This is a genomic window from Burkholderia sp. HAN2018 (assembly GCF_024704855.1).
Taxonomy (GTDB): domain Bacteria; phylum Pseudomonadota; class Gammaproteobacteria; order Burkholderiales; family Burkholderiaceae; genus Burkholderia; species Burkholderia cepacia.
The window spans coordinates 35623-56848 of the sequence record NZ_QOBB01000088.1 but is presented as its reverse complement, the minus strand read 5'-3'; the positions used below and the strand labels follow the sequence as shown (position 1 = coordinate 56848).

The 21226-nt window shown below is 66.9% G+C and carries 18 protein-coding genes, 1 rRNA gene and 2 pseudogenes; 4 read left to right on the top strand and 17 right to left on the bottom strand.

Annotated features, from left to right (window positions below; genetic code table 11):
- Nucleotides 1–124: ribosomal RNA gene (locus DPV74_RS21770) — 16S ribosomal RNA — on the bottom strand; the annotation flags it as partial.
- 642 nt (nt 125–766) lie between these two features.
- On the opposite strand from DPV74_RS21770, the gene DPV74_RS21765 reads away from it, so the two are divergent.
- A complete protein-coding gene (locus tag DPV74_RS21765) occupies nt 767–1204 on the top strand; it encodes an ATPase (protein ID WP_162923102.1) in 438 nt (145 codons plus the stop codon).
- Between the two features lie 172 nt (nt 1205–1376).
- Here DPV74_RS21765 and DPV74_RS21760 read toward each other — a convergent pair whose 3' ends face one another.
- From DPV74_RS21760 to DPV74_RS21710, 11 genes and pseudogenes are all read right to left on the bottom strand, one after another.
- The gene (locus tag DPV74_RS21760) at nt 1377–2060 is read right to left on the bottom strand and encodes a DUF429 domain-containing protein (RefSeq protein WP_119337938.1); all 684 of its coding nucleotides are present in this window, start codon (nt 2058–2060) and stop codon (nt 1377–1379) included.
- A gap of 9 nt (nt 2061–2069) precedes the next feature.
- The gene (locus DPV74_RS21755) at nt 2070–2594 is read right to left on the bottom strand and encodes an HD domain-containing protein (RefSeq protein ID WP_021161966.1); all 525 of its coding nucleotides are present in this window, start codon (nt 2592–2594) and stop codon (nt 2070–2072) included.
- A gap of 121 nt (nt 2595–2715) precedes the next feature.
- Entirely contained in the window at nt 2716–6186 is a 3471-nt protein-coding gene (locus tag DPV74_RS21750) for a YhaN family protein (protein WP_119337937.1), read from the bottom strand.
- Between the two features lie 3 nt (nt 6187–6189).
- A complete protein-coding gene (locus DPV74_RS21745; protein ID WP_027792227.1) occupies nt 6190–7440 on the bottom strand; it encodes a DNA repair exonuclease in 1251 nt (416 codons plus the stop codon).
- A 64-nt stretch (nt 7441–7504) separates the two neighbouring features.
- Nucleotides 7505–8031, bottom strand: a pseudogene (locus tag DPV74_RS21740) (CbrC family protein).
- 78 nt (nt 8032–8109) lie between these two features.
- The gene (locus DPV74_RS21735) at nt 8110–8700 is read right to left on the bottom strand and encodes a hypothetical protein (RefSeq protein WP_134319766.1); all 591 of its coding nucleotides are present in this window, start codon (nt 8698–8700) and stop codon (nt 8110–8112) included.
- 145 nt (nt 8701–8845) lie between these two features.
- The gene (locus DPV74_RS21730; protein ID WP_027792225.1) at nt 8846–9616 is read right to left on the bottom strand and encodes a hypothetical protein; all 771 of its coding nucleotides are present in this window, start codon (nt 9614–9616) and stop codon (nt 8846–8848) included.
- A 375-nt stretch (nt 9617–9991) separates the two neighbouring features.
- Nucleotides 9992–10534, bottom strand: a complete 543-nt coding sequence (locus DPV74_RS21725) for a hypothetical protein (RefSeq protein ID WP_027792224.1) — start codon at nt 10532–10534, stop codon at nt 9992–9994.
- A 329-nt stretch (nt 10535–10863) separates the two neighbouring features.
- On the bottom strand, nt 10864–11349 hold the full coding sequence (locus DPV74_RS21720) for a hypothetical protein (protein ID WP_226161694.1): 486 nt from the start codon (nt 11347–11349) through the stop codon (nt 10864–10866).
- Nucleotides 11312–13300 (bottom strand): gamma-glutamyltransferase family protein, encoded by a 1989-nt coding sequence (locus DPV74_RS21715; protein WP_119337935.1) that lies wholly within the window; start codon nt 13298–13300, stop codon nt 11312–11314. The genes DPV74_RS21720 and DPV74_RS21715 overlap by 38 nt, the downstream gene beginning before the upstream one ends.
- Before the next feature lie 224 nt (nt 13301–13524).
- Complete coding sequence (locus DPV74_RS21710; protein WP_119337934.1) at nt 13525–14481, bottom strand: LysR family transcriptional regulator; 957 nt, start codon at nt 14479–14481, stop codon at nt 13525–13527.
- A 102-nt stretch (nt 14482–14583) separates the two neighbouring features.
- On the opposite strand from DPV74_RS21710, the gene DPV74_RS21705 reads away from it, so the two are divergent.
- The 3 genes from DPV74_RS21705 (at nt 14584) to DPV74_RS21695 (ending at nt 18402) form a co-directional block, all read left to right on the top strand.
- On the top strand, nt 14584–15708 hold the full coding sequence (locus tag DPV74_RS21705) for an aryl-sulfate sulfotransferase (protein WP_119337933.1): 1125 nt from the start codon (nt 14584–14586) through the stop codon (nt 15706–15708).
- 59 nt (nt 15709–15767) lie between these two features.
- Nucleotides 15768–17129 carry a uracil-xanthine permease family protein gene (locus tag DPV74_RS21700; protein ID WP_119337940.1) on the top strand — a complete coding sequence of 454 codons (1362 nt, stop codon included), beginning with the start codon at nt 15768–15770 and terminating at the stop codon, nt 17127–17129.
- Between the two features lie 334 nt (nt 17130–17463).
- Entirely contained in the window at nt 17464–18402 is a 939-nt protein-coding gene (locus DPV74_RS21695) for a tyrosine-type recombinase/integrase (protein WP_119337932.1), read from the top strand.
- Nucleotides 18403–18439: 37 nt separating this feature from the next.
- On the opposite strand, the gene DPV74_RS21690 is transcribed toward DPV74_RS21695, so the two are convergent.
- The 5 genes and pseudogenes from DPV74_RS21690 to DPV74_RS21670 all read right to left on the bottom strand — a co-directional run bounded on the left by DPV74_RS21690 (nt 18440) and on the right by DPV74_RS21670 (nt 21195).
- On the bottom strand, nt 18440–18919 hold the full coding sequence (locus DPV74_RS21690) for an RES family NAD+ phosphorylase (RefSeq protein WP_027792217.1): 480 nt from the start codon (nt 18917–18919) through the stop codon (nt 18440–18442).
- Nucleotides 18916–19371: an antitoxin Xre/MbcA/ParS toxin-binding domain-containing protein gene (locus DPV74_RS21685; protein WP_006480981.1), complete on the bottom strand. Its 456-nt coding sequence runs from the start codon at nt 19369–19371 to the stop codon at nt 18916–18918. Before DPV74_RS21685 ends, DPV74_RS21690 begins: the two co-directional genes overlap by 4 nt.
- 401 nt (nt 19372–19772) lie before the next feature.
- Nucleotides 19773–19941, bottom strand: a pseudogene (locus DPV74_RS21680) (DUF1289 domain-containing protein); the annotation flags it as partial.
- Nucleotides 19942–20336: 395 nt separating this feature from the next.
- Complete coding sequence (locus DPV74_RS21675) at nt 20337–20465, bottom strand: hypothetical protein (protein ID WP_257943094.1); 129 nt, start codon at nt 20463–20465, stop codon at nt 20337–20339.
- 88 nt (nt 20466–20553) lie between these two features.
- Nucleotides 20554–21195, bottom strand: a complete 642-nt coding sequence (locus DPV74_RS21670; RefSeq protein ID WP_027792216.1) for an HD domain-containing protein — start codon at nt 21193–21195, stop codon at nt 20554–20556.
- Nucleotides 21196–21226 lie beyond the last annotated feature (31 nt).

The window sequence follows — 21226 nt, the reverse complement described above, 5'->3', positions numbered from 1 at the left end:
CCGATGTATTACTCACCCGTTCGCCACTCGCCACCAGGTGCAAGCACCCGTGCTGCCGTTCGACTTGCATGTGTAAGGCATGCCGCCAGCGTTCAATCTGAGCCAGGATCAAACTCTTCAGTTTAAACCTGTTACTGTTTTCGGTTCAGTTAAGAACCGGTCGCTCACTCAAAGCTGACAGGAATATGAATCACTTCATAAACCTGACTTACTTTAGTGTGAGACTCTTGATACTTTTGCTATCTGATCCGAGGATCAGCTCGCTTCCATCAAGCGCCCACACTTATCGGCTGTTAATTTTTAAAGAGCAATCTGCGAGGAACTTCGTGTTTCCCGGCAGCACTGCGTTTTCAGCAGCAGAGAAGCGAGATTATGAACCGTGTTTCGCAGCTCGTCAACAACTTTTTACACTACATCGTTGCGACTGCGGGGTTCAACTTCCAGGCCAGCCGCGTGCCCGACACTGCAGCACACCACCAGCTCCGCTTCCCTTTCCGCGCCGCGTTTCCGTTAGCGCGAAAGAGGCGTGATTCTAAGCACCTGCCCCCATCTGCGCAAGCCCTTTGTGAAAATATTTTGAAAAAGCCCCCGTGCGCTGGCGCGCACGGGGGCTAGCCTCACGACGAGCCGCGCGTCGCCACGCGATCAAACCTCTATTGGTGTGACGTATGCCTCTCGTTTCCCTATATATACGGACGCGGAACGGGCAAGGAATCCGGTGCTGTCGAGTATCATGCCGCGACCGAACCACGCACTCATATCCACGATGGACAGCACGACTCAACCCGGCGACGCCGACCTTCGCGACGAATATGCAGCGCTCCGCGAGCGCGCCATCATCCTGGAAGAACAGGCTCCGCCGCTTCTGCAACGCATCTCGGATGTATTGCCGCGAATCAGCGGCGAATCCGAACTGGCAGACGAGCACCGCGAGCGGCTCGTCGGCGCGCGCAACGCGGCGATGGTCTCGATCGAAAATTATCAGCAGGCGATTCCCTTCCTGCAGACGGCCGACTCGATAATCGAGCAGCTGGACAAGACGCCCGAGCGTGACGAACACATCGAGTGGCGCGAATCGCTGCTGCAACGGCTCGACGAACTGATCGACGTCGCAGTCGTGATGATCGACGACGCCGAAGGCTACTTCGAACAGGCGCAAGCCTGCGACCTGTCCAACGTGCCGAAAGCCATCCTCGAGGATTGAGTAACGCAGCCCGGAATCGCGTAGCGCGCCGGCGTAACGCCGTGTGCGCCAGCCATTCCGATGCTTGCCGGCCGGCAATCGCAGCCTGACCCCCTCGCCGGCACACCGGCCGCGCCCCTCCCGAAAAAGCTCACCTTTTTGCTACGCGCCTCGCCCGGGCCGCGCGACACAACTACGGTGCGTCGAGAGCGATCGTCTCGTTCACGATCGGCACGCGGATATATCCGCCCTCCGTATCGCCATACGCGTGCGCATTCCCGTCGATGACGTATTGCGCGGTCAACGCGCACAGGGTCGCGTCTCGCGCATCGACGGACTTCAGCGTCGACACGTCGATCCCCAGCCGCTCCAGCAACTGCCGGCGCTGGTTGCGTTTCTGCTTCGCCGACGCAACAGTCTTGCCCAGCATTGCGCAGGTGATCGCATAAGGATAGGTTTCGAAGCTCGCGCGCCCGCCCGCATAGCGCGCGCCGGTCAGCAGCGGATAGGCGTCCGCGAGTGCGCGGTAGACGCGCTCTCCCATGAACATCCAGTCGAAGAAACCTGACGTGCTCGCGACCGCCTGCTCCCGCGACGGCGTCGGAAAGCATGAGATCCGTTCGCGCGCGAGCGCCTGTTCGGCCGCCCGGCGCCCGCTCCCCGTCCACCACAGGCTCGGTGCGTCGACACCGACGGCCACGACGTCATGGGCAAGACACAGCGCAGGCACCGCTTCGGGCGCGATCCGTTCCTCGCGGCAAACGACCATTGGTCCGCGCAGGATCACGAGATCGCATTGCTTCTTTTCGCCACCCACATCGACACCCGCCACGGCCGGCGATTGCCGCGCGGATCCGAAGGATCGGGCCGATCGCATGCGGGCGCCTCAGTCCGCCGGCCGTGCGTCGTAGGCGGCGTCGAAGATCGCTTCGAGACCGGGATGCACGCCGCGCATCGGGTCGACGACCGACTTCGCCCAGTCGAAGTACGCCTGCTTGCGCTCGAGCGGCCAGTCCGCGGGCGGATGCCGTGCGATGTCGCGCAGGTTGCAGATCTTGTCGGCCAGCTTCACGAGCTTCGCACGCCGGCTGATGGTCGCCGCATGCTCGACCTGCAGGCGTTTGCGCTCTTCCTTCGGCAACGACTTGTCGTCGGTGACTTCCATCACGATGTCCGCCACGTCCTTGCCGAACAGCCGCAGCAGCTCCTGCTCGGTCGTTTCCGTATCCTCGACCGTGTCGTGCAGTACGGCCGCGACGATCACCCGCTCGTCCTCGACGCCGGCCTCGTTGGCCAGCACGTCGGCGAGCGCGATCGGATGATTGATGTACGGCGACGCTTCTTCGTCCTTGCGCCGCTGATTGCGATGCTTGTCCGCCGCGAACGCGATGGCGGCTACCAGCTTTTTCATATTCCCCCCTCGTATGGCCAGACCCGCGACCGGCAGAACCGGTCGCGCGCATTTCGGAACCGCACATACTACCTGCACGCGATGACCGCGCCCGTGCGCCGGCATCCCGGCACACCCCGCATCACGCGCTCACCGGCGCGCGCTGCAGCTCGACCACGTTGACCTGCGCACCGAATACGTCCCGCACGAGCGGCAGCAGGTGGTCGTGGTGCGTCAGGAACAGCACCTGGGTTCGCGTCGACAGATCGCGCAGCGCATCGAGGCCGGCCTTCGCTCGCGCGTCGTCGAAGTTGATGAACAGATCGTCGGCCACGAACGGCAGCGCGGTCCGGCTGCCGAGCTGCAGTTCCAGCGCCGCGATCCGCAGCGCAAGAAACAACTGGTCACGCGTGCCTTCGCTCAACCCGGCAACCTCGACCGACGCGCCCTTCGTCCGCCGTGCATACAGGGCGGGCGGCGTCCGTTCGGTATCGACGGTCAGCCGCGCGAATTCGCCCAGCGTGAGCCCGGCGAAGATTTCGCCCGCGCGCCTGAGCATCGGCCCCTGCTTCTGGTCGCGATAGCGATCCGTCGCCCACTTCAGCAACCGGCTTGCCGTAGCCGCTTCCAGGTACTGTTCGGCTGCATCGCCCATCGCCGCCAGCGCTTCCTGCCGTTTCGACTCGGCAACGGCCGCGTTCGCCTGGCCGTCGATCGCGCCGAACGCCTGATCGGCCACGACCTGCTGCTGTGAAAGCTCGTTGAGCCGCTTGCCGACATCGCCGAGCGATTGCTTCACCGCTTCGAGGTGCGCTGGTACGTCGGCGATGTCCTGCTCAGCGACTTCGGCTTCGACGGCGGAGCGGGACAAACCGTCGCCGTCGCGCACCAGTGCCTCGTGCGCGGCATCGACTGCCTGCCGCAGCTGGCGCTGCCGGTCCGAGCGTTCGGCCAGCGGCAGCGCGGCATCGATCGACACGACACCGGCCAGTTGCAGCAGCGGCTGGATGCGTGCATCGGCACCGGCCACCGCGGCGGCGGCATCCGCGACCTTGCCGTCGGCCTGCCGCACGGCCTCGTCGGCCCGACCGATCGCACGCGCGATTTCCCTGGCGGCGGCGAGGCGCATCGTCAGCCGGCGCGCGACGTCCGGCCAGTCGCCGCTCGTCAGCCATTCCGGCGCGAGCGCCGCGGCAAGCCGCCGTGCGCCCGCCTCGAGCGCGGCCAGTTCCGCGCGGATCACGGCGATCCGGTTGCGCGGTGCGTCGGCATCGGCCAGTTCGGCGGTCACGGCGTTGACAAGCGCGAGCGCACCTTCCGCCGCGGCCAACGTCGCCGCGCTCGTGGAAAGCTTCGCGTCGGCCAGCGCATCGCGCCATTGCGCGTGCCACGCGTCGTAGGCCGCCTGCGCGTGGCCGGCGCGCGATTGCGCCGTCGCGCATCCGCGTTCGGCTTCCCGCGCGCGCTCCTCGAGACTGTCCTGCTGCGCGAGCGCTTTCTCGGCTGACTGTACGAAGGCCTCGGCGGTCGCGACGAGCGCCGCCAGACCGTCCGACTCGCCGCCTCGCGACACGGTACGCAGCGCAGCGCGCAACGCAGCTTCGGCACCGGCCCGCGCGGCGCGAATCGTGTCGAATTCGCGGCGCTGGCGATCGAGATCGGCCTGCGCGGCGAACACCGTGTCGCGCTTCGCAAGCCAGTCGCCCATCGCCGCCAGCGGCATGCCGGGCACCGCGGCCGTCGTCGCGAGCGCGGCCCATGCCTCGCGATGCGCGGCGAGCTCACGTTCGCGCTCGTCCAGCGCGGCCTGCCTGCGCGTCACGCCCGCACGCGCGGATTCGACCTGCTGACGCAGCGACTGCAACGTCGCCGCTGCCTGCGTCGCACCCAACTGCGCGTCGACGAGTTCGTCCGCAAGGCGAATCGCATCGTCGAGCGCGGGCGCGCCCGTTCCGAGATCGATCGCGCCGCTGCGGATATCGCCCCATGCGCCGTCGCGCCGCGCGCGCGCTGCCAGCACGTCGGCGGTCGTGACGACCTTGTGGTTCTCCGCGAAGTGCTTCTCCTGCAGTTCGAGCCGCTCGAGCTCTTCGAGCGCGCCGTCCCGTGCGTCGCGTGCGGCAGCGGCCGCGCTCGCGCGTTCGCTGTCCTCCTTCAGCAGCGCGCCGAGCCGTGCCACCGACGGCACGTCGAGCGCGCGCAGCGTGTCGACCGGCATGCGCCACCGGCCGAGCGCATCGAGTGCGCCGGACAGTGTGCGTTCGGCGGCAGCGATTTCCTGTTCGAGCGCCTGCTCGCGCTGGCCGCTGTTGCGAAAGCCCTGCGCATCGGCCAACGCCGCGCGCAGCGTTTCCGGCACATCGACGGTCGACAGGCGCGCCTGTTGTTCCTGCACCTGCGCCAGCTCGCGCGTGCGTTCGTCGAGCGATTCGCGCGCGCCGGACAGCGCCTGGTGCAGCGCGCCGTGTTCGCGCAACAGGTTGGCCACGGTCTTCAGCGACAGCGCCGTCGGCAGCGACGCTCGCAGCGACGCTTCGTCCGTCGGCCAGTCGAGCTGGGCGGCCGCGGCGAACGCGGCGGACAGGTGCCGCTCGACGTCCGCACCCAACAGCAGCAGATCCTGCGCGTGATTCATGCACGCGCCGCGCAGCCGATCGAGCGCTTCGATGTCAGCTTCGAGCGCCAGCGTGTCAGCGTCGGCCTCGATCGCATCGCGCGCCTGCCGTTTCGCGAGCAGGTCGGCACGCCGTTCCTCGAGCACCTTCTGTTCGGCCGCGAGATCGCCCTGCGCCTTCAACAGATCCGCATACGCGGTGGGCGGCAACTCGACGACCGCGCCCAGTTCCGCGAGCGCCGCGTCCTTGACCGTCAGCTCCTTGAGATACGGCGCCAGCCGTCGCACGCGCTCGAGCTTCGAGCGCAGCGCTTCGAGCCGGCGCTGTTCCGCGCGCGCCTGCTCGATCTGCTGTTCGACCGCTTCGCGCGCATCCTTGCGTTCGACCCAGTCGCGCGTGCGCACCTGAACCGTCTTCAGTTCGGTCACGGCTTCGTTGAACGACGTTTCGGCGAGCGCAAACACGCTGCCGCTGCGACGCGGCGCCCACAGCTCGAGCGCACGCGCATCGAGCTCCTCGCGCACCGGCCCGAGACTACCGACCCCGGCGGCCGATTCGAACAGCACCTGGCCGAGCTTGTCGGATGCGTCGAGAATGCTCCGGCCGCCGTCGACCAGACGCCCGTGATCGAGCCCGAACATCTGCTCGAAGAATTCGCGCGTGGCGCCGTCGAGAACCGCGGCCAGGTAGTCGTCGGGCAATCTGTCGTCGGCAGGCGTACGCAGCGGACTGCGCCCGCGGGCGCGGTGGAACGCGAGTTTGCCCGTGCCGCTCTCCAGCACGCCGCCGATCCGCAGTTCCGGTGTGCTGTGCAGGAAATCGAGCGGCGTCTGCAGCTTCATCCCGAACAGCAGCTCCGACACGGCCGTGCGGATCGTCGACTTGCCGGCCTCGTTCGGCCCCACGATCACGTGGAAATCCTCGTCGGCCGACGGAAAACGCAGCGTCTCGTCGGTGAACTTGCCGTACTTGATCAGATCGAGCTGGTTGATCCGCATCGCTTACTCCCCCCTCGCCAGCCGCGCAAGCAACGCGGGCCCGACCTGCTCGACGAGCGCCGTGAGCTCGCCCGCGCGTGCCATCGCCAACAACGGCACCTCTTCCTTCACGTCGCTGCGCACCTTGCCGACGAACGGCTTCAGGTCGCGTTCGAGCAACTCGAGGAAATCCGGATCGCGCGCGGCATCGGCCAGGATCTGCTTCAGGTCCTCGAGCGCTTCGAGCTGCTCGCTTTCGCCCGGCTGATGATCGGCCGCGGACGTCGCGAGCCGGACCTTCTCGAGCCACAGCCGCTCGTTGCCGATGATGCCGATCTGGTTCAGCACCTCCGCGCGCAACTGCGGCGCGCGGCCGAAAAAGAGGCCGTGGGCGGGCGTACGCCCCGCGACCGTCACACGCACCGCGCGCGGCACATGACCGTCGACGGTCAGCAGCGCTTCCAGCGACTGGCCGATCTTTCTCGACAGGTCGGCGACGGTCAGGCAATCGGACGCGTCGACCGACACGGCTTCCCAGCGCAGCACGTCGAGATACAGACGCTCGACCTGCGTGCGGCCTTGCTCGACCGTCACGAGCACCGCGCCGCGGCGGCCCGTCTCGCGGATATGGCGCCCCTGCAGGTTGCCGGGAAACACCACGGTGGACGGCCCCGACCATTGCTGGAATTCGTGCACGTGGCCGAGCGCCCAGTAGTCGTAGCCTTTCGCATGGAGTTCGGCCAGCGTGCACGGCGCATAGTTCGCGTGCGCCGCATAGCCTTCGAGCGCCGTATGCAGCACGCCGATGTTGTAGTAACCGGGCACCGGGTCCGGATAGCCGATCGCGAGATTGTCGACGACGGCCTTGTCCTTGAAGCTCTGCCCGTGCAGCGCGACTTCGAATTCAGGCAGCTTGTGGGTTTCCGCCTTGCGGTGACCGAATACGGTGACGTTGTCGGGCAGCGTCAGCTTCTTCGTCATCTCGCTTTCGGCATCGTGGTTGCCGCCGAGGACGAACGCACGGATGCCGGCCTTGCGCAGGCGCCCCATCTGCTGGCCAAAGAAGATGCCCGTGTTGTGATCCTTCCAGTCGCCGTCGTACAGGTCGCCGGCAATCACGAGGAATGCAACCTCCTCTTCGATCGCACGATCCACGAGTTGCCGCAGCGCCTCGCGCGACGCGTTGCGCAACTGCGCGGCCGGCGCGTCGGGATACGCGCTCAGGCCGTGCAACGGGCTGTCAAGATGTATGTCTGCCGCGTGGATGAACTTCACGAAGATTCCTCTGTTTCATGACGATAAAGCCTGCGATCGCCGCGCGATGCCGTGAGCCAGGCCATCAGTCGCAATCCTGGTAGCCGCCGGGTTCGCCGCAACGGATACAGCGGAACATAGACGCGGTCGGTGAACCGTCCTTGTCGAGTGCGGCAAGGCAACGCTCCCACTCCGCGCCCTCGTCGAGTCCGGTCGATTCCCGAATCGACGCGACTGCCTGCGGGCCGAGCGCGCGCAGTTCTCCCGCACCCGCACGGCCGACGAACTGCGCGGCATCGCCGCAATGCGTCCACCACCGCTCCTGCTGCCAACCCTGAAAGCCCGGCGTGCGACAAGCGATTTCGCTGACGACCGCGTCGGGCACTTCGTCCCATTCGCCGCCGCCGATGCCGTACGTGCCAGTGAAGGCTGCGCCGAACCGTCGGCGATGCACCATGGGCAGAGGCAATTCTCATACTCGTCGACCGCATGCACGGGGCCGGCGTATACGCAACCACGTGCATCGTCGCAACACACGCAGCGCGCGTCCGAGCGGATCACACTGCCCGTTGCCGGCGGGTCGGGATGGTACCTGAAAGCGGGTAACGACATGACGCTCTCCGTGGATCCGGAAGGAAGGGAAGCACGCGATGCGATTTCGAATCGCCATCGTGCCACGGGATGACCGTGTTACCGCGGTACCTCGGCCTCGACAAACGTGCCGTTCACGAAACGATAAACGCGATGCAGCGCGCCGCCATGCGCGACATATTCCCACCGGATGTCGATGGCGGCCGGATCGTCGTGCCACGCGATCGCCAGATAAGGCGATTGAGTTCCACCGTCGGTTTCGAGAGAAACGGAATCGAGACAGCTTTGGACCGGCAGCGAGAAACGTGGCACCGCACGGGTGCCGCGCAGTTCCAGCACGTAAAGCGACCCTTCTTCGCCCGCGCCGCAATATCCGGTCGGACGGCTGCTCGACGAGCGATTGACGACGACCAGCAGATAGTCGTTGCCGTCGATCCGCTTCGAACGGCCCGACGGAAACGCAACGCTCGATGCCTCGGCCAATGCACGGCGCAGCGCGACCGGCACGATCAGTGCCGATTTCATGTGACGGGCCGCATCGACCTCGAACAACCTCGGGCTCGCCCATTCGATCTCGTGACCGTTGGCGAGCCGCACCGATTCTGGCGCCGGCGTTTCGGCGAATCCAACGGCGGCATTCGAGGCCAGCAGCGCCAGCGCCGCGAGCTTCAATGCAATCGACGATCTCATCGGGCCGATCCATGCTCGCGAGAATCGCGCAGGACCGTCGTGAAGTCCGTCACATGCGCCGGCATGCCGCTCGGGCCGCGGCGACCCAGGATCGCCGCGCGTGCATCGTTCGCCGCGACGCGCGCGGCCGATCCACGACGCAACGTCACTCGCCGCGCGGCACCGGCGGCGGAGCATAGCCGTTGTCATTGCCGGGGAACGGATTCGCGTTGCGGCGCAGCGCTTCCTCTTCATTCTCCTTCTGCGCGAACAGCGCGACGCCGATCACGCCGACGTTCGCCGAATCGCCGTACTTCGAGTTCGCGACGTAGCTGTCGGGCACCGCCGCGAAGCGGAACGCGGCGACTTCGTCGCGGCTCTTGCGGAAGCCCTCGATCGTCAGCGTACGGCCCGGATACAGCACGTAACCGCCATTCGTGTAGCTGCCCGGCCGCCCCGACAGCACGTCGAGCCCGTCGACGGTCGACACGACTTCGAACGTGCGGCGCCCCTGGTTGCGCAGCACGATCATGTAGCGCGAACCTTCGACGCCCGCCATGTGCCAGCGGCCATTGCTGCGCGCGAGACGCAGCGGTGCACCCTTTTCGTCCGTAAACGACAGCGCGATGTCGCCGTTGGCGAGCGCGACGCGGGTCGGCAACCGGCGAACCTGGGACGCGGGCGGATGTCCGGGCAGCGCATCGTTGTAATAGACCGACGCGAGATCCGTCGGCTTCGCCGGATCCGCGCGTTCGAAATCGACCTGGCGGGTTTCGGATCGCACCGACTCGCCCCATGCAGTGCCGAGCCCGCGGCGTTCGCTGGCATCCGGTGCGGCGGCGGACGCGCCGGTGCTGGCGGACGGCGGGGGCGGCGCTGCGCAGGCGGCCAGCCAAAGCACGCAGGCGAGCGCGAGAAGACGGAACAGGATGGTCATGACGTGAGGCCTCGGAATGTTATCGGGCCGCGCCGGACTGGCCGGAACGGCATTTTGGTGTCGTCTGTCGTCACGATGTCGATCGGACATGCTGGCCCGTGTCGGCCGGCACCGCGATCCCGGCGGCCCGGCGACCGGGAGCCCCGCTATTTAAGCATGGCGGGCGGGCAATGGGCAGGGGGCGCGCACGCCGCCCGTTGCGGGCACGTGCCGGCGGCCCCAGGCAAAGGCGCGCATACGTGTCGCGTCGCCGGATCGGTGGCGAACGTCGACGCATCCCCGTATCGAGGATGCGTTGAACGGCGCGCCGCGCGCGCCAATAGAAAAGCCCGGCCCGCATCGAAGCGGGCCGGGCCTTGACGGGAAGCGTGACGCTTACAGCGCGCCGCCTTGCGCGGACGCCGAACCCTTCACACCGACCGATGCGCCGCCCTGCACCGCGTTCGTCGCACCTTCGAGCGCCTCGCCGGCCTTCGCCTTCGCGCCGCCGGCGACGTCGCCTGCCGTCGACACCGCGCCTTGCGCGTGGCTCTTCGCCTTGCCCGCGACATGCTTCACGTGCGCTTTCGTCGAGTGGACGGCCGATGCGGCGGCATCCTTCGCCGTGCCCGCTGCCGAACCGACCGCGTGCGTCGCACCGCCCACCGCGTTGCCGGCCGCCGAGCCCACGTCGCCGACCGTCTTGCCGACGCCGTTCAGCGCACCGCCGACGACGTTGCCCGCGCCCGAACCCGAGCCTGCCGCGTTCGCGCCGGCGCCGGCCTGCACACCCACGCCACCGCCGAGCAGCGGCGTCTGAACCTGCGCGCCGACACCCGCGGAACCCTGGGCGCCGGTTTGCGCCGTCTGTGCGAACGCAGCCGAAGTCGCCACTGCCGTCAGTGCAGCACCCACCAGAATCGTACGGATCTTGTTCATGGTCATTCTCCCCAAAGACGTTGTTGCTGCGGGCCGCCTTCGTGCGGCTTGTCGCATGCCTCACCGCGACGTGCGGCAGGTGGAGCTAATGTAGCGGCGCGAACGCGCAAAACGATTGATTTGCGGGGACTGTTACTTCGGTTGCAAATGCTGACGATTGATTCACACAGTTTGACAATCGGAGGATTGCAACGGGATCGGGACGGTGTAGTCCGACGGACGGGGAGAGTCAGGAGGCGTGTCGCGCGGTGCATTCCGCGACGGAGCCAAGGCTGATCGCCGCGGATCGGAACCAGACAGGCGAAACGGCCGGAAGCGACCGGAAACGGCTAGCAGGGAAACCGGCCGCTTCTATAAGCATTCCAAAGGACGCTCGTCGGCCAGCCGTCGGTACGGCCTGACAACCGGCTTCTCGCGATCAGCTCGATGTCGTCGGACACGCACGCCGCCACGCCGGCATGCCCCGACGCGCCGAACGCGAGCTTGAACGCCTTTTCCCTCAGCGCATCCACGGCCGGCCGGTCGAGCGCTGCGCCCGGATCACCGTCGATTTCGTCGAACGACGCCATCCACTGTGCATCGAACGGCTCGGCATCGCGACTGTCCAGCGCGCGGTCGCAATCCAGGTCGGCGAGGAAATCGAAAAAGCCCGGCGCCGACAGGATGGCGTCCATTTCAAGCAGATGCGCATGCATCATTGCGGCTCCTTCACGATGCACGGCCCCGATCGCCCGTCGGCCAATACGGGCAGACCGGAACCGCACGCGTACCGCCCGATTATGGCCGGAACGTATTGCCGAGCACGACGCCTTCACGCCGCGGATCGGTGCCGCCCTGCAACGCGGGCGACTGGCCGACCGTCACGCGCATCACCGTGTTGACGCCGCTCGCCTGCGCGGACGTCGACACCTTGTGCCCGAGCGCGAGCAGCCCCGTGATCAGCGGATCGTTCGCCCCGTTGTTCGCCGTGTTGACGTTCGGATGCTCGCCGCCGATCGTGGTCGTCGGGCTGTTGCTTGCGCCGAAGTCGACGAGCCCGGCGGACTGCTGCGCATCGAGACCCCAGTCGAGCGCGCCGACGAGCGTCTTGACTACGTATTGCGGAATCGTGCCGCCGCCCGGCGAACCGGTCGCCATCACGAAGTCACCGCGCGAGCCGTCCGCGGCCTGACCGAACACGATCGTCGGCGCCATCGAGCTGCGCGGCCGCTTGCCCGGCTGCAGGCGGTTGGCCACCGGATTGCCCGAACTGTCGACCGGGTTCGCGGAAAAATCGGTCAACTGGTTGTTCAGCAGGAAGCCGTTGGTCATGTGGAACGAGCCCATGCTCGACTCGACCGTGGTCGTCGCGCTCAGCACGTTGCCGTCGCCGTCGACGATCGTGAACTGGTTCGTGCCGTGCTCGATCAACGTCGTGTCGACCCCGAGCGGTACCGCACCGAGATCGCCCGGCTGCGCGGTACCCATGCTCTTGGCCGGGTCGATCAGCGCCGCGCGCGATTTCAGGTACGGCTTGTTCAGCAGCGTGTTCCACGTGCCGCCCGGCAGCGGCACGAAATCCGTATCGGCCACGTATTTGTCGCGGTCGGCATACGCGAGCCGCTCGGCCTCGGTGATGCGGTGCACGCCCGCGACGGTCGGCTTGCCGCCTTCGAGATCGATCGCCGTCGGCTTCAGCGACTTCAGGTCGTAGTTCTCGAGAATGCCGAGTGCCGACGCGACCGCGATGCCGCCCGACGACGGCGGCGGCATCCCGCACACCCAGTAGCTGCGATAGGTCGTGCACACCGGGTCGCGGCGCTTCGCCTGGTAGGCGGCCAGATCCGCGACGGTCGTCTTGCCCGGCGTGAGCGTCGAGCCATCGGCGCCCTTCGTCGTGGTGATCTTCGCGACGATGTCCTGCGCGATCTGCCCCGTGTACAGCGCGTTCGCACCCGACTGCGCCATCAGCGTCAGCGTGCGCGCATACGCCGGATTCTTCAGCACGGTGCCGAGTGTCTTCGGCGAACCGTCGGCGTTCAGGAAATACGCGGCGGCCTCGGGGTCGCGCTTCAGGTTCGCGGCGTTCGCCGCGATCGCGTCGGCGAGCCGGCCACCGATCGGGAAGCCGTTGGTCGCGAGCGTGATCGCATCGCCGAACAGGTTCTGCCACGGCAGCCGGCCGTGATCCTGCTGCAGCGCCTCGATGAGCCTCGGCACACCGATCGTGCCGATCGAGCGGCCGCTCGCACGCGCATTCGGCAGCGGCGCGGAGTGGTCGGTCGCATCGTCGACATAGCGCAGGTAGTTCTCCGTCGCGGCGGCCGGCGCGGTTTCCCGGCCGTCATACGCCTGCAGCGTCTTGCCGCGCGCATCGTAGTAGAGCAGCACACCGCCCGAGCCGAGGCCCGTCGCTTCGGGCACGGTCAGCCCGAGCACGGCCTGCACGGCGACCGCCGCGTCGGCGGCCGTGCCGCCTTTCTTCAGCACCGCGCAACCGGCCGCGCTCGCGTAGGCGTTCGACGTGGCGACCAGATACGTTTTCGCATAGACGGGCTTCATCCCGGTGCGATAACCGGACGACGCTTCCGGCAGTGACGGGTCGCCCGGCTGGTTCGACCCGACCACGACAGTCGAGCCGCTGTTGTCGATTGCGAGACAACTCGTGTCGGCCGTGGGTGTCGTCGTGGCACCCGTGTCGGTTTCGATGTCGTTGCCGCCGCAGGCCGTCATCATGGCGGCCGCGAGCAACGCGGACGCATACGGAAAGATCGCTGTTCTGTTCATTGTCTGCCGATGTTCTTGTCAGTCGTTGCGAGGGACATCACGCTGCCTGCGACCCCCTCGGTGCGCCGACAACGCATTCGATAGTCCCATGAACAAATTTTTTTCCGCAATAAGGGAATGAAGTAATGCGGCCGGACGTTGCACGCACAACGTCACGACCGCACGCGCGCGGGTACGCGTGTTGCACTGCATCGCAGTGCGATGCGCTCGCGTGGCCGCTGTCGTTATCGCGCTGTCCGGCGACGCTTGCCGGCCGTCCGGCCGTCGCGCGCGAAACCGTCTTCCATCGCTTCGATCGCGTCGGAGAAGAACTCGAGGAACATCGTCATGGCGACAGTCGCGCTCATGTCCGCCCGTTGGTAGATGCAGCTGAACGAGCGCGCGCCCGCATCGGCAAGCGGCGTCCACGCGAGCCGGCCGGCAGCCACGTCGTCCGCGACGTTCTCGGCGATCAGGAAGCCGACGCCCGCGCCTTCGGCCGCAAGGCGCCGCACCATCGGCACCGAACCCGTCTCGACCAGCGGCCGCACGTTGCGCGGCTGTCGTGCATCGATCTGGTCGAACATCGCGCGCAGTTCCGTGTCGGGTGTCATCAGGATCAGCGGATGCGCGAAGCAGTCGCGCATCCGCACCTTTCCGCCTGACGCCGCGAGCGGATGGCCGGGCGCCGTGACGACACCCAGCGGCTGGGCGAACGCCCGCACCTCGACGACGCCCGCCGACGTGCGCCGGCGCAACGCATAGCCGATGTCGGCCTCGCCCGTCTCGACCCAGCGCACGATGCTTTCGCCGTTTCCCGAGCGCACGCTGTACGTGACGCCCGGATAGCGCTGCATCGCGGCAAGGATCGCGTCGGGCACGAGCTTTTCCGCGGTCGACGCGGGCACCGCCAGGTTCACGTGGCCGCGCCGCAGCGCGCGCAGGTCCTCGACCTGCGTGAGCGCGTTGTCGAAGTCGCGCTGACCGCGCCGCACGGCCGCGATCACGATCTCGCCGGCAAGCGTCAGCTGCATGCCGCGCGGCAACCGGTCGAACAGCGGCACGCCGACCTGCTCCTCGAGATTGCGGATCTGCTGGTGCACCGCCGCGGCGGTCAGGTGCAGCGCGTCGGCCGCCTTGCGAATCGAGCCGCGTCGCGCGACTTCGTCGAAACAGCGAAATGCCTGCGATATCGAACGCATGAGTGATCCGTTAGTTTTTTCCGAACAGGCCGTCAAGAATAATCCGATTTTACTGATCGCCCGGATCGTCTAGATTGCGCTGCATCCCCGTGTCCGATTCGAATGGAGAGTGCAGTGACAACCGTCGACCAGATTACCCAGCGCCGCCGTGGCGTCGGCCTCATCGCCCACGATCCCGCACTGTCCGCGGGCGGCTATACGCTCATCGCGCCGCAGACGGCCGACGGCAACGTCTATCTCGTCGGCATCGACGGTGAAGTCGCGCATCAGTGGAAGATGCCCGTGCGCCCCGGCCGCCATGCGGTCATCCTCGCGAACGGCAACCTCGGCTACAACGGCAATCGTCCGCACTCCGAATCGCGCTATGCGCCGTGGTCGATGTGGCATGGCGGCGACTTCTACGAAGTCACGCCGCAAGGCGAAACCGTGTGGCGCTACGAGGACCCCGCGCATCATCACGACGCGCAGTGGCTGCCGAACGGCAACCTGCTGTACGCCGCGTGCGAACCGGTCGACGCCGCGTTCGCGCGGCGCGTGCCGGGCGGCACGCCGCACGGCGACGACGAAGTGATGTATGCGGACGTGATCCGCGAAGTGAACCGGGCCGGGCAGATCGTGTGGGAATGGCGTGCGCGCGAACACCTGCGACCCGAGGATTTCCCGATCGCGGCCGGCTTCGGGCGCTATCACTGGCCGCTCGTCAACGGCCTCGCGGTCGACGCGAACGGCCGCGTGCTGATGAGCCTGCGCACGACGTCGGGCATCATCGGGGTGAACCGCGAAACCGGCCGCGTCGACCTGCGGATCGGGCCCGACGTCGTGTCGCACCAGCATGCGCCGGTGCCGCTCGCGAACGGCAACATCCTCGCGTTCGACAACGGCAATTTCCGCCACGGCGCGCACGTCGTGTTCTCGCGCGTCGTCGAGATCGATCCGGCGACGCAGCGCGTCGTGTGGTCGTATGCGGACGACGTCGTGAACCTGTTCTACACGCCGTTCATGGGCAACGCGCAGCGCTTGCCGAACGGCAACACGCACGTCACCGAATCGTCGACAGGCCGCCTGTTCGAAGTGACGCCCGCCGGCGAGGTCGTCTGGGAATACGTGATTCCGTGGTTCGCCGAATACCCGGACGAAGCCGCGCGCAAGACCGGGCCGGGCCAGCTCAACAGCGTGTTCCAGACGTTCCGCTACAGCGCCGCGCAACTGCCCTGGCTGCGAGCCTGACCTTGCCGTTCACCGCCGGTTTCCGGCGCTCGTCGCCGTTCGCTTCCGAGGGGCCTGCCGTGTCGCACGATCCGATCCCAACGCCCGTCGATGCACGGCTGCCCGCCTGGCAGCTCGCGCTGTTCGGGCTGCAGCACGTGCTGTCGATGGCCGCGTCCCCGATCACGGCTGTGTTCCTGATCGCAAAAGTGCTCGCGCTGCCGGCGGACCTGACGGTCCAGCTGATCGGCGCGACGTTCTTCGCCTGCGGGATCGGCACGTTGCTGCAATCGCTCGGCGCCGGCCCGATCGGCGCGCGCATGCCGTTCGTGATGGTGCCCGGCGGCGCACCGACGATGCTGTTCGCCGGCATTGCCGCGCAATCGGGCCTGCCGACCGCCGCCGGCGCGGCGCTGCTCGCCAGCGCGTTCTACTGGGTGCTGCTGCCCGTCTTCACGCGTTGCCTGCGGCTCTTTCCGCGCATCGTCGTCGGCGCGATGCTGCTGCTCGTGTCGATCAACCTGATCCGGATCTACGCGACGATCGTCGTCGGCCAGCCCGGTTCGGCCGACTTCGCCCAGCCGCGCGCGCTCGGCCTCGCGCTGGCGACGATCGTCGCCACCGTCGTCGTCGCGGGTGCGTTCCGCGGCACGCTCGGGCGCCTCGCGGTGCTGATCGGCCTGATGGCCGGCGCAACGCTCGGCTGGGCGCTCGATGCGATGCCGGCGCTCGCCGACGTGTGGCGCGGCCCGCTGTTCACGCATCCGGTATGGCTGCCGTTCGGGATGCCGCGCTTCGACGTGCTGGCCGCGCTGCCGCTGCTGATCTTCACCGCGATCTCGATGGCCGAGGCCACCGCGCAGACGGTCGCCGTCGGCGAAACGTGCGGCAAGCCGATCTCGCTGTCGCGCGACGTGCCGAAGACGATACGCGGCGATGGGCTGGCGTCGCTCGCCGGCGCGCTGTTCGGCACGCCGCTGATCGTGACCAGCGCCGAGAATATCGGCGTCGTGCAGACGACCGGCGTGCGCTCGCGCTACGTGACGGCCGCGGCCGGCGCGATCCTGATCGTCATCGCGCTGTTCGCGCCGCTCGCGCGGCTCGCGTATGCGATTCCGGCCGCGGTGGTCGGCGGCACCGCGCTGGTCGTGTTCGCGATGATCGGCGTGATGGGCATCCGGCTGCTCGCCGGCGTCGACCTGCACGCGCGCGCCAACCAGTACACGCTCGCGGCCGCACTCGTCGTCGGCCTTGCACCGATCCTGGTGCCGAACCTGTATCGCCATTTCAGCTCACCCGTGCAGATCGTGTTCGGCAACGGCATGGCGGCCGGCACGCTGGCTGCCATCGCGACGCAACTGGCGTTCGCCGCATTTGCGCGGCTCAGTGGACAGGCAAGCGCAACAGCGGTTGCGGCTTCTTCGCCTTCGCGCGACGGTTGATGGTGGCGGAGGGTGACGTTGCGCGGTGCCGCGTGCCAGCGACATCGCACGCCGAGCAGCTGGTTCGTTTGCGATTGCCGGCCCGACACCCAGCCTCCTCACACGACGGGCCGGGCTCATGACGGTCAGCCACGGATGATCCGGATGCGGACCCCGACGCGATGGAACTGGGTGCCGGACGCACTCCGTTTCTTCAACACGCTGCTGCTCGCTTGCCTGGCCCGGCACAACGACTGCATCGTCGACGCACGTCCCGCGCACTGACGCACCGGTTGCGTCGGACTGGCCATCTGACCGATTGCCGGAGCCTCCGCGTTCCGGCTATAAATCGTGCATGGACACGAATCGCTGGACCCACGACCCCGTCGGCGCCTTCCGGGCGTGGCAGGAAACCGCCGCAACCGGCGCCGACCGCCGGCCGTTCGCGCCGCGTTCGGTCGTGCAGCACGTCGCGATGTTCGAACGGTTCCTGCGTCATCTGATCGCGCACCGCGTGTCGCTGGCCACGTTCGGGCCCGACCACGTCGCGGCCTTCCTGGCGGAACTCGAGCGCACCTGTGCGCCCGGCACGTCGACTCGCGTGCGCTACGCGAAGCTGATCGACCGGCTGGGCCGGCATCTGGTCGAGGCCGGCGTGCGCACGATTCATCCGGCCGGCCGGACGACGCGTGATCTCGCATGGCCGGACGGCGAGCCCGAGCCGTGCTACCTGCCGCCCGATGCCGACGCGGCGCTTCAGCACCACGTGCAGCCTCGACCGAACGACACGCAGGCCGATTGCCGGAATCGCGCGATCGTCGCGCTGCTGCTCGGGAGCGGCATCACTTCGGCGGAGATACGTGCGACGACGCACGACGCGCTGGATCTCGACGCGCGGCCGCCGGCACTATCCGTGCCGCGCAATCGGGCGCGGCCGGCGCGCCGGATCGCGCTCGCCGAATTTGCACTGGCGCCGCTCGCCGCATGGCGTGCGCGCTCGGCCGACGCGCCGGCATCCGCGTTGCTGTTTCCCGCACCGCGCGGCGGTGGCGCGATGAACGACATGTTCCTGCTGCTCGTGGTGCGCGACGCGCTGAGCGCGATCGGCTTCCATGCGGCGGACATCAGCCCGCGCGTGCTGCGCAATACGGTTGCGCGCCGCCAGTTGCTTGCGGGCCATACACATGCCGACGTCAGTACGATGCTCGGTCTCGTCAGTACGCGAACGGTCACGCGCCTCCGACAGACGCTGCCACCCGATGCGGCAGCGGATCGCGCCGCACACGAGCGCTGATCCCGCGTCCGGCGCAGGCTCCGGGTCGTCCGGCTCCCTATTCACCCGGCTTCGACTGGACCAGCCGCAGAATCCGGGTGTCGTACGGTGATTGCATCACTTCGGCAATACGGGCCTCGGAAGCAGCCGGATGCAGTGGATTCAGCAGGAAGTTGTGCGCGTGCGGCACGACGACGCTCGGCACGCGCAGCAGCGCGCTCGGCTGCGTGTGCAGCCACTCGGTACCGGCGCTGCGGGTCCAGTCGACGTTGGATCGCCAGTCGTCCGGCGCGTCGCCCTCCGCGATTTCGGCGATATCGACCGAATCGGCCACCTCGATGCGAAGCAACTGGTACCCGCTCGGCAATTGCGCGACCGTGGCGATCTCGAAATGAACGAGCGTCTCGAGCAGCGCGAGCGCCGGATGCTCGGCGAGATACACGACGGGCTGCCCGGCGAAATGCCAGCGTCCGCCGGCGCGCAACCCGCCGATGCCTTTCAGGTCGGCGAAATTGCTGATCCGCCACAGCGTCGTCAAGCGAAATACCCCTCGTCGATCTGCGTGAGGGCTTCCTCGACGAGCCGCGCGCCATGCTCGGTGCTCGCCATGTCGAGCGACGTGCGGCCGCCGAAGCGCTGGAGCCCGTTGCGCAGCCACGCCATCGCCTTGTCCTGGTCGCCGAACGTGGCCGTCGCCTGCGCGACGATGCGCGCGAGACGGATCGCCTTGTCGGATTCCTCCGGCGACAGGCGTTCGTGCGCCTGGCGACGATGGCTCAGCGTGCGGCGCGGAATGATGAAGGCCAGTTCGTCCGATTTCAGCCCGCGCTCGGACAGCCGGTCGATCACCGAGACGTCGACGCGCGCGCTCGCCAGCTCGGCAAGATCGGCCCCCGATCGGACTCGGATCGCCAGCAGTTGTTCGAGAATCGTGAATTCGGCCTGACGCGGATGCGCGACGCCCGAAGGATGAAAAGCAATGGTGCTCATGACTTCTCCCGGCAATTTGCCCAATCATTATAGGCGTTTTGCCGGGAACTGGCGGAAGGTGGATGGAGAGTGTGGCTGTGGTGGACGTCAGGGCTTCTGCAAAGGCGGGGGCGAACATGACCCACCCGCCTGGAGGCGCGTTACTGGGGGGCGAATCGAAGATTCGCCAGGGTGACAGAAGGCACTTGTTCAGTATATAAAGTCGGGGAAATATCACGTGGTTGTCACGTAACAACATCTTTACTGATTTCATCCGCTCCCACTCCGCCGCCCATTCTTCCTGACAAGGCCGAGAGGTTCGCCAAGGACACGGAGACTTCGTCAAGCGCGGCCCCCGTCCCCGGTACTCGGAACGCCGCTCCCGATAATTCACCATTCGTCACGACGGAAACACATCGCCGCGCCTCGCGCCGGATGCGCTCCCATATCTCACGTTTCTCGTCGTCGGTCATGAACACCCAGTGCGAGACCTCGTTGGCCATTCGGCCTCCCCTTGCAGACATCGTCGAACAGTGTCGAGCACACACCGACACCGGGGCTGTCGGGTACGTAGTGAGGTGTGGGCGCCATCGAAACACTCGTATGGGTTGAAAATCCGGCAGCGCAACGAATCACGCCCCCATACACGGCTACCTTTCCGCTGGTGATGCAGCGATGTCGTGTCGCCGTACCGCCCGGCTTGCTTCGACGACACCCCAAGCCGCACCCATGTCGCCGTAATGTCCACGCCATATGTCGATCCGGCCTTCACACAGTTGCCGCCTTGTCGTGGAGGATGTTCTGCGACTCTCCCCGAAGATCCAACGCGTGGTGCTGTCCAACAAAGTCGGCCGCACCATGTACACCGGTGAACGTCGGAAAACATGCAACCGCCTGCCGATTGCCGTGAAGGTTTTCGCCCTTGTGTATCGGCTAAGCACACGCCGTAAGCACGACATCATTCGCACGCGTGCGCTGCTCCGGAATCACTTCGCGATCAGCCAGACGTCCTGCGACGGCGCGGGGCCGCGCGGGCCGACCGTCTGGATGTTGACGTCATCTTCGACCGGCGCGCCGTTCGCTCCGATCAGCTTTCGATCGTTCGACTGGTCCAATATGATCGCATTCCTGAATAATATGCGATTCGCGTGGCGCGCACGATCTCCGTTCAGCAGCGGAGGTCGTGCGTCATACCGCGAACAATCAGCCCGCCCACGCGGACGACCGGATCACGCTGCAGAAGTTGCCGGCGTGGAAATGCGGATCCTTGTCGCCGAGCACGTCGGCCTTCACGTTGCCGAACGTCGTGTCGGGCTTGTGCCTGATCCCGTCGTAGAACGCCTGGATGATGTCTTCCTTGAAGTGCGGCGTACGCGGATGCGCACGGACGACGGCCTCGCGTTCGACGTCGCTGTATTCCGGATATTTCAGGCCCAGCACATCCATCTCGACACCCGCGGTCACGAGCGCGATCACCGGATGCATGTGCTGCGGGATGCCCGGCGTGGTATGCAGTGCGATCGAAGTCCATACCACATCGATATCCTGCTGCGAGATGCCCTTGCCCTTCAGGAAATCGCGGGCGGCGTTGGCGCCGTCCACCTCGAACCGCTCGCACGCGCTGCTGTGTTTGTGCGTGAGCCCCATGTCATGGAACATGCAGCCGCAGTAGAGCAACTCGGGATCGTATTTCAGACCGCGCCGCTGGCCCGCGAGCGCAGCGAAATAGAAGACGCGGCTGGAATGATGGAACAGCAACGGCGACGCGGTATCGCGAACGAGTTCGGTGATCTCGCGCGTCAGTTGGCTATCGGGAATGGTGATGCCTGCAACGTTCTCAGTCATGATCGACCTCCATTGAAAACACCCTTGATTC

Excerpts from the sequence above, each read along its gene's own strand:
- DPV74_RS21725 (WP_027792224.1), bottom strand. The coding sequence starts at position 10,534 with ATGAACAAGATCCGTACGATTCTGGTGGGTGCTGCACTGACGGCAGTG.
- DPV74_RS21730 (WP_027792225.1), bottom strand. The coding sequence starts at position 9,616 with ATGACCATCCTGTTCCGTCTTCTCGCGCTCGCCTGCGTGCTTTGGCTG.
- DPV74_RS21685 (WP_006480981.1), bottom strand. The coding sequence starts at position 19,371 with ATGAGCACCATTGCTTTTCATCCTTCGGGCGTCGCGCATCCGCGTCAG.
- DPV74_RS21760 (WP_119337938.1), bottom strand. The coding sequence starts at position 2,060 with ATGCGATCGGCCCGATCCTTCGGATCCGCGCGGCAATCGCCGGCCGTG.
- DPV74_RS21765 (WP_162923102.1), top strand. The coding sequence starts at position 767 with ATGGACAGCACGACTCAACCCGGCGACGCCGACCTTCGCGACGAATAT.
- DPV74_RS21750 (WP_119337937.1), bottom strand. The coding sequence starts at position 6,186 with ATGCGGATCAACCAGCTCGATCTGATCAAGTACGGCAAGTTCACCGAC.
- DPV74_RS21710 (WP_119337934.1), bottom strand. The coding sequence starts at position 14,481 with ATGCGTTCGATATCGCAGGCATTTCGCTGTTTCGACGAAGTCGCGCGA.
- DPV74_RS21735 (WP_134319766.1), bottom strand. The coding sequence starts at position 8,700 with ATGAGATCGTCGATTGCATTGAAGCTCGCGGCGCTGGCGCTGCTGGCC.
- DPV74_RS21670 (WP_027792216.1), bottom strand. The coding sequence starts at position 21,195 with ATGACTGAGAACGTTGCAGGCATCACCATTCCCGATAGCCAACTGACG.
- DPV74_RS21715 (WP_119337935.1), bottom strand. The coding sequence starts at position 13,300 with ATGAACAGAACAGCGATCTTTCCGTATGCGTCCGCGTTGCTCGCGGCC.
- DPV74_RS21705 (WP_119337933.1), top strand. The coding sequence starts at position 14,584 with ATGGAGAGTGCAGTGACAACCGTCGACCAGATTACCCAGCGCCGCCGT.
- DPV74_RS21695 (WP_119337932.1), top strand. The coding sequence starts at position 17,464 with ATGGACACGAATCGCTGGACCCACGACCCCGTCGGCGCCTTCCGGGCG.
- DPV74_RS21755 (WP_021161966.1), bottom strand. The coding sequence starts at position 2,594 with ATGAAAAAGCTGGTAGCCGCCATCGCGTTCGCGGCGGACAAGCATCGC.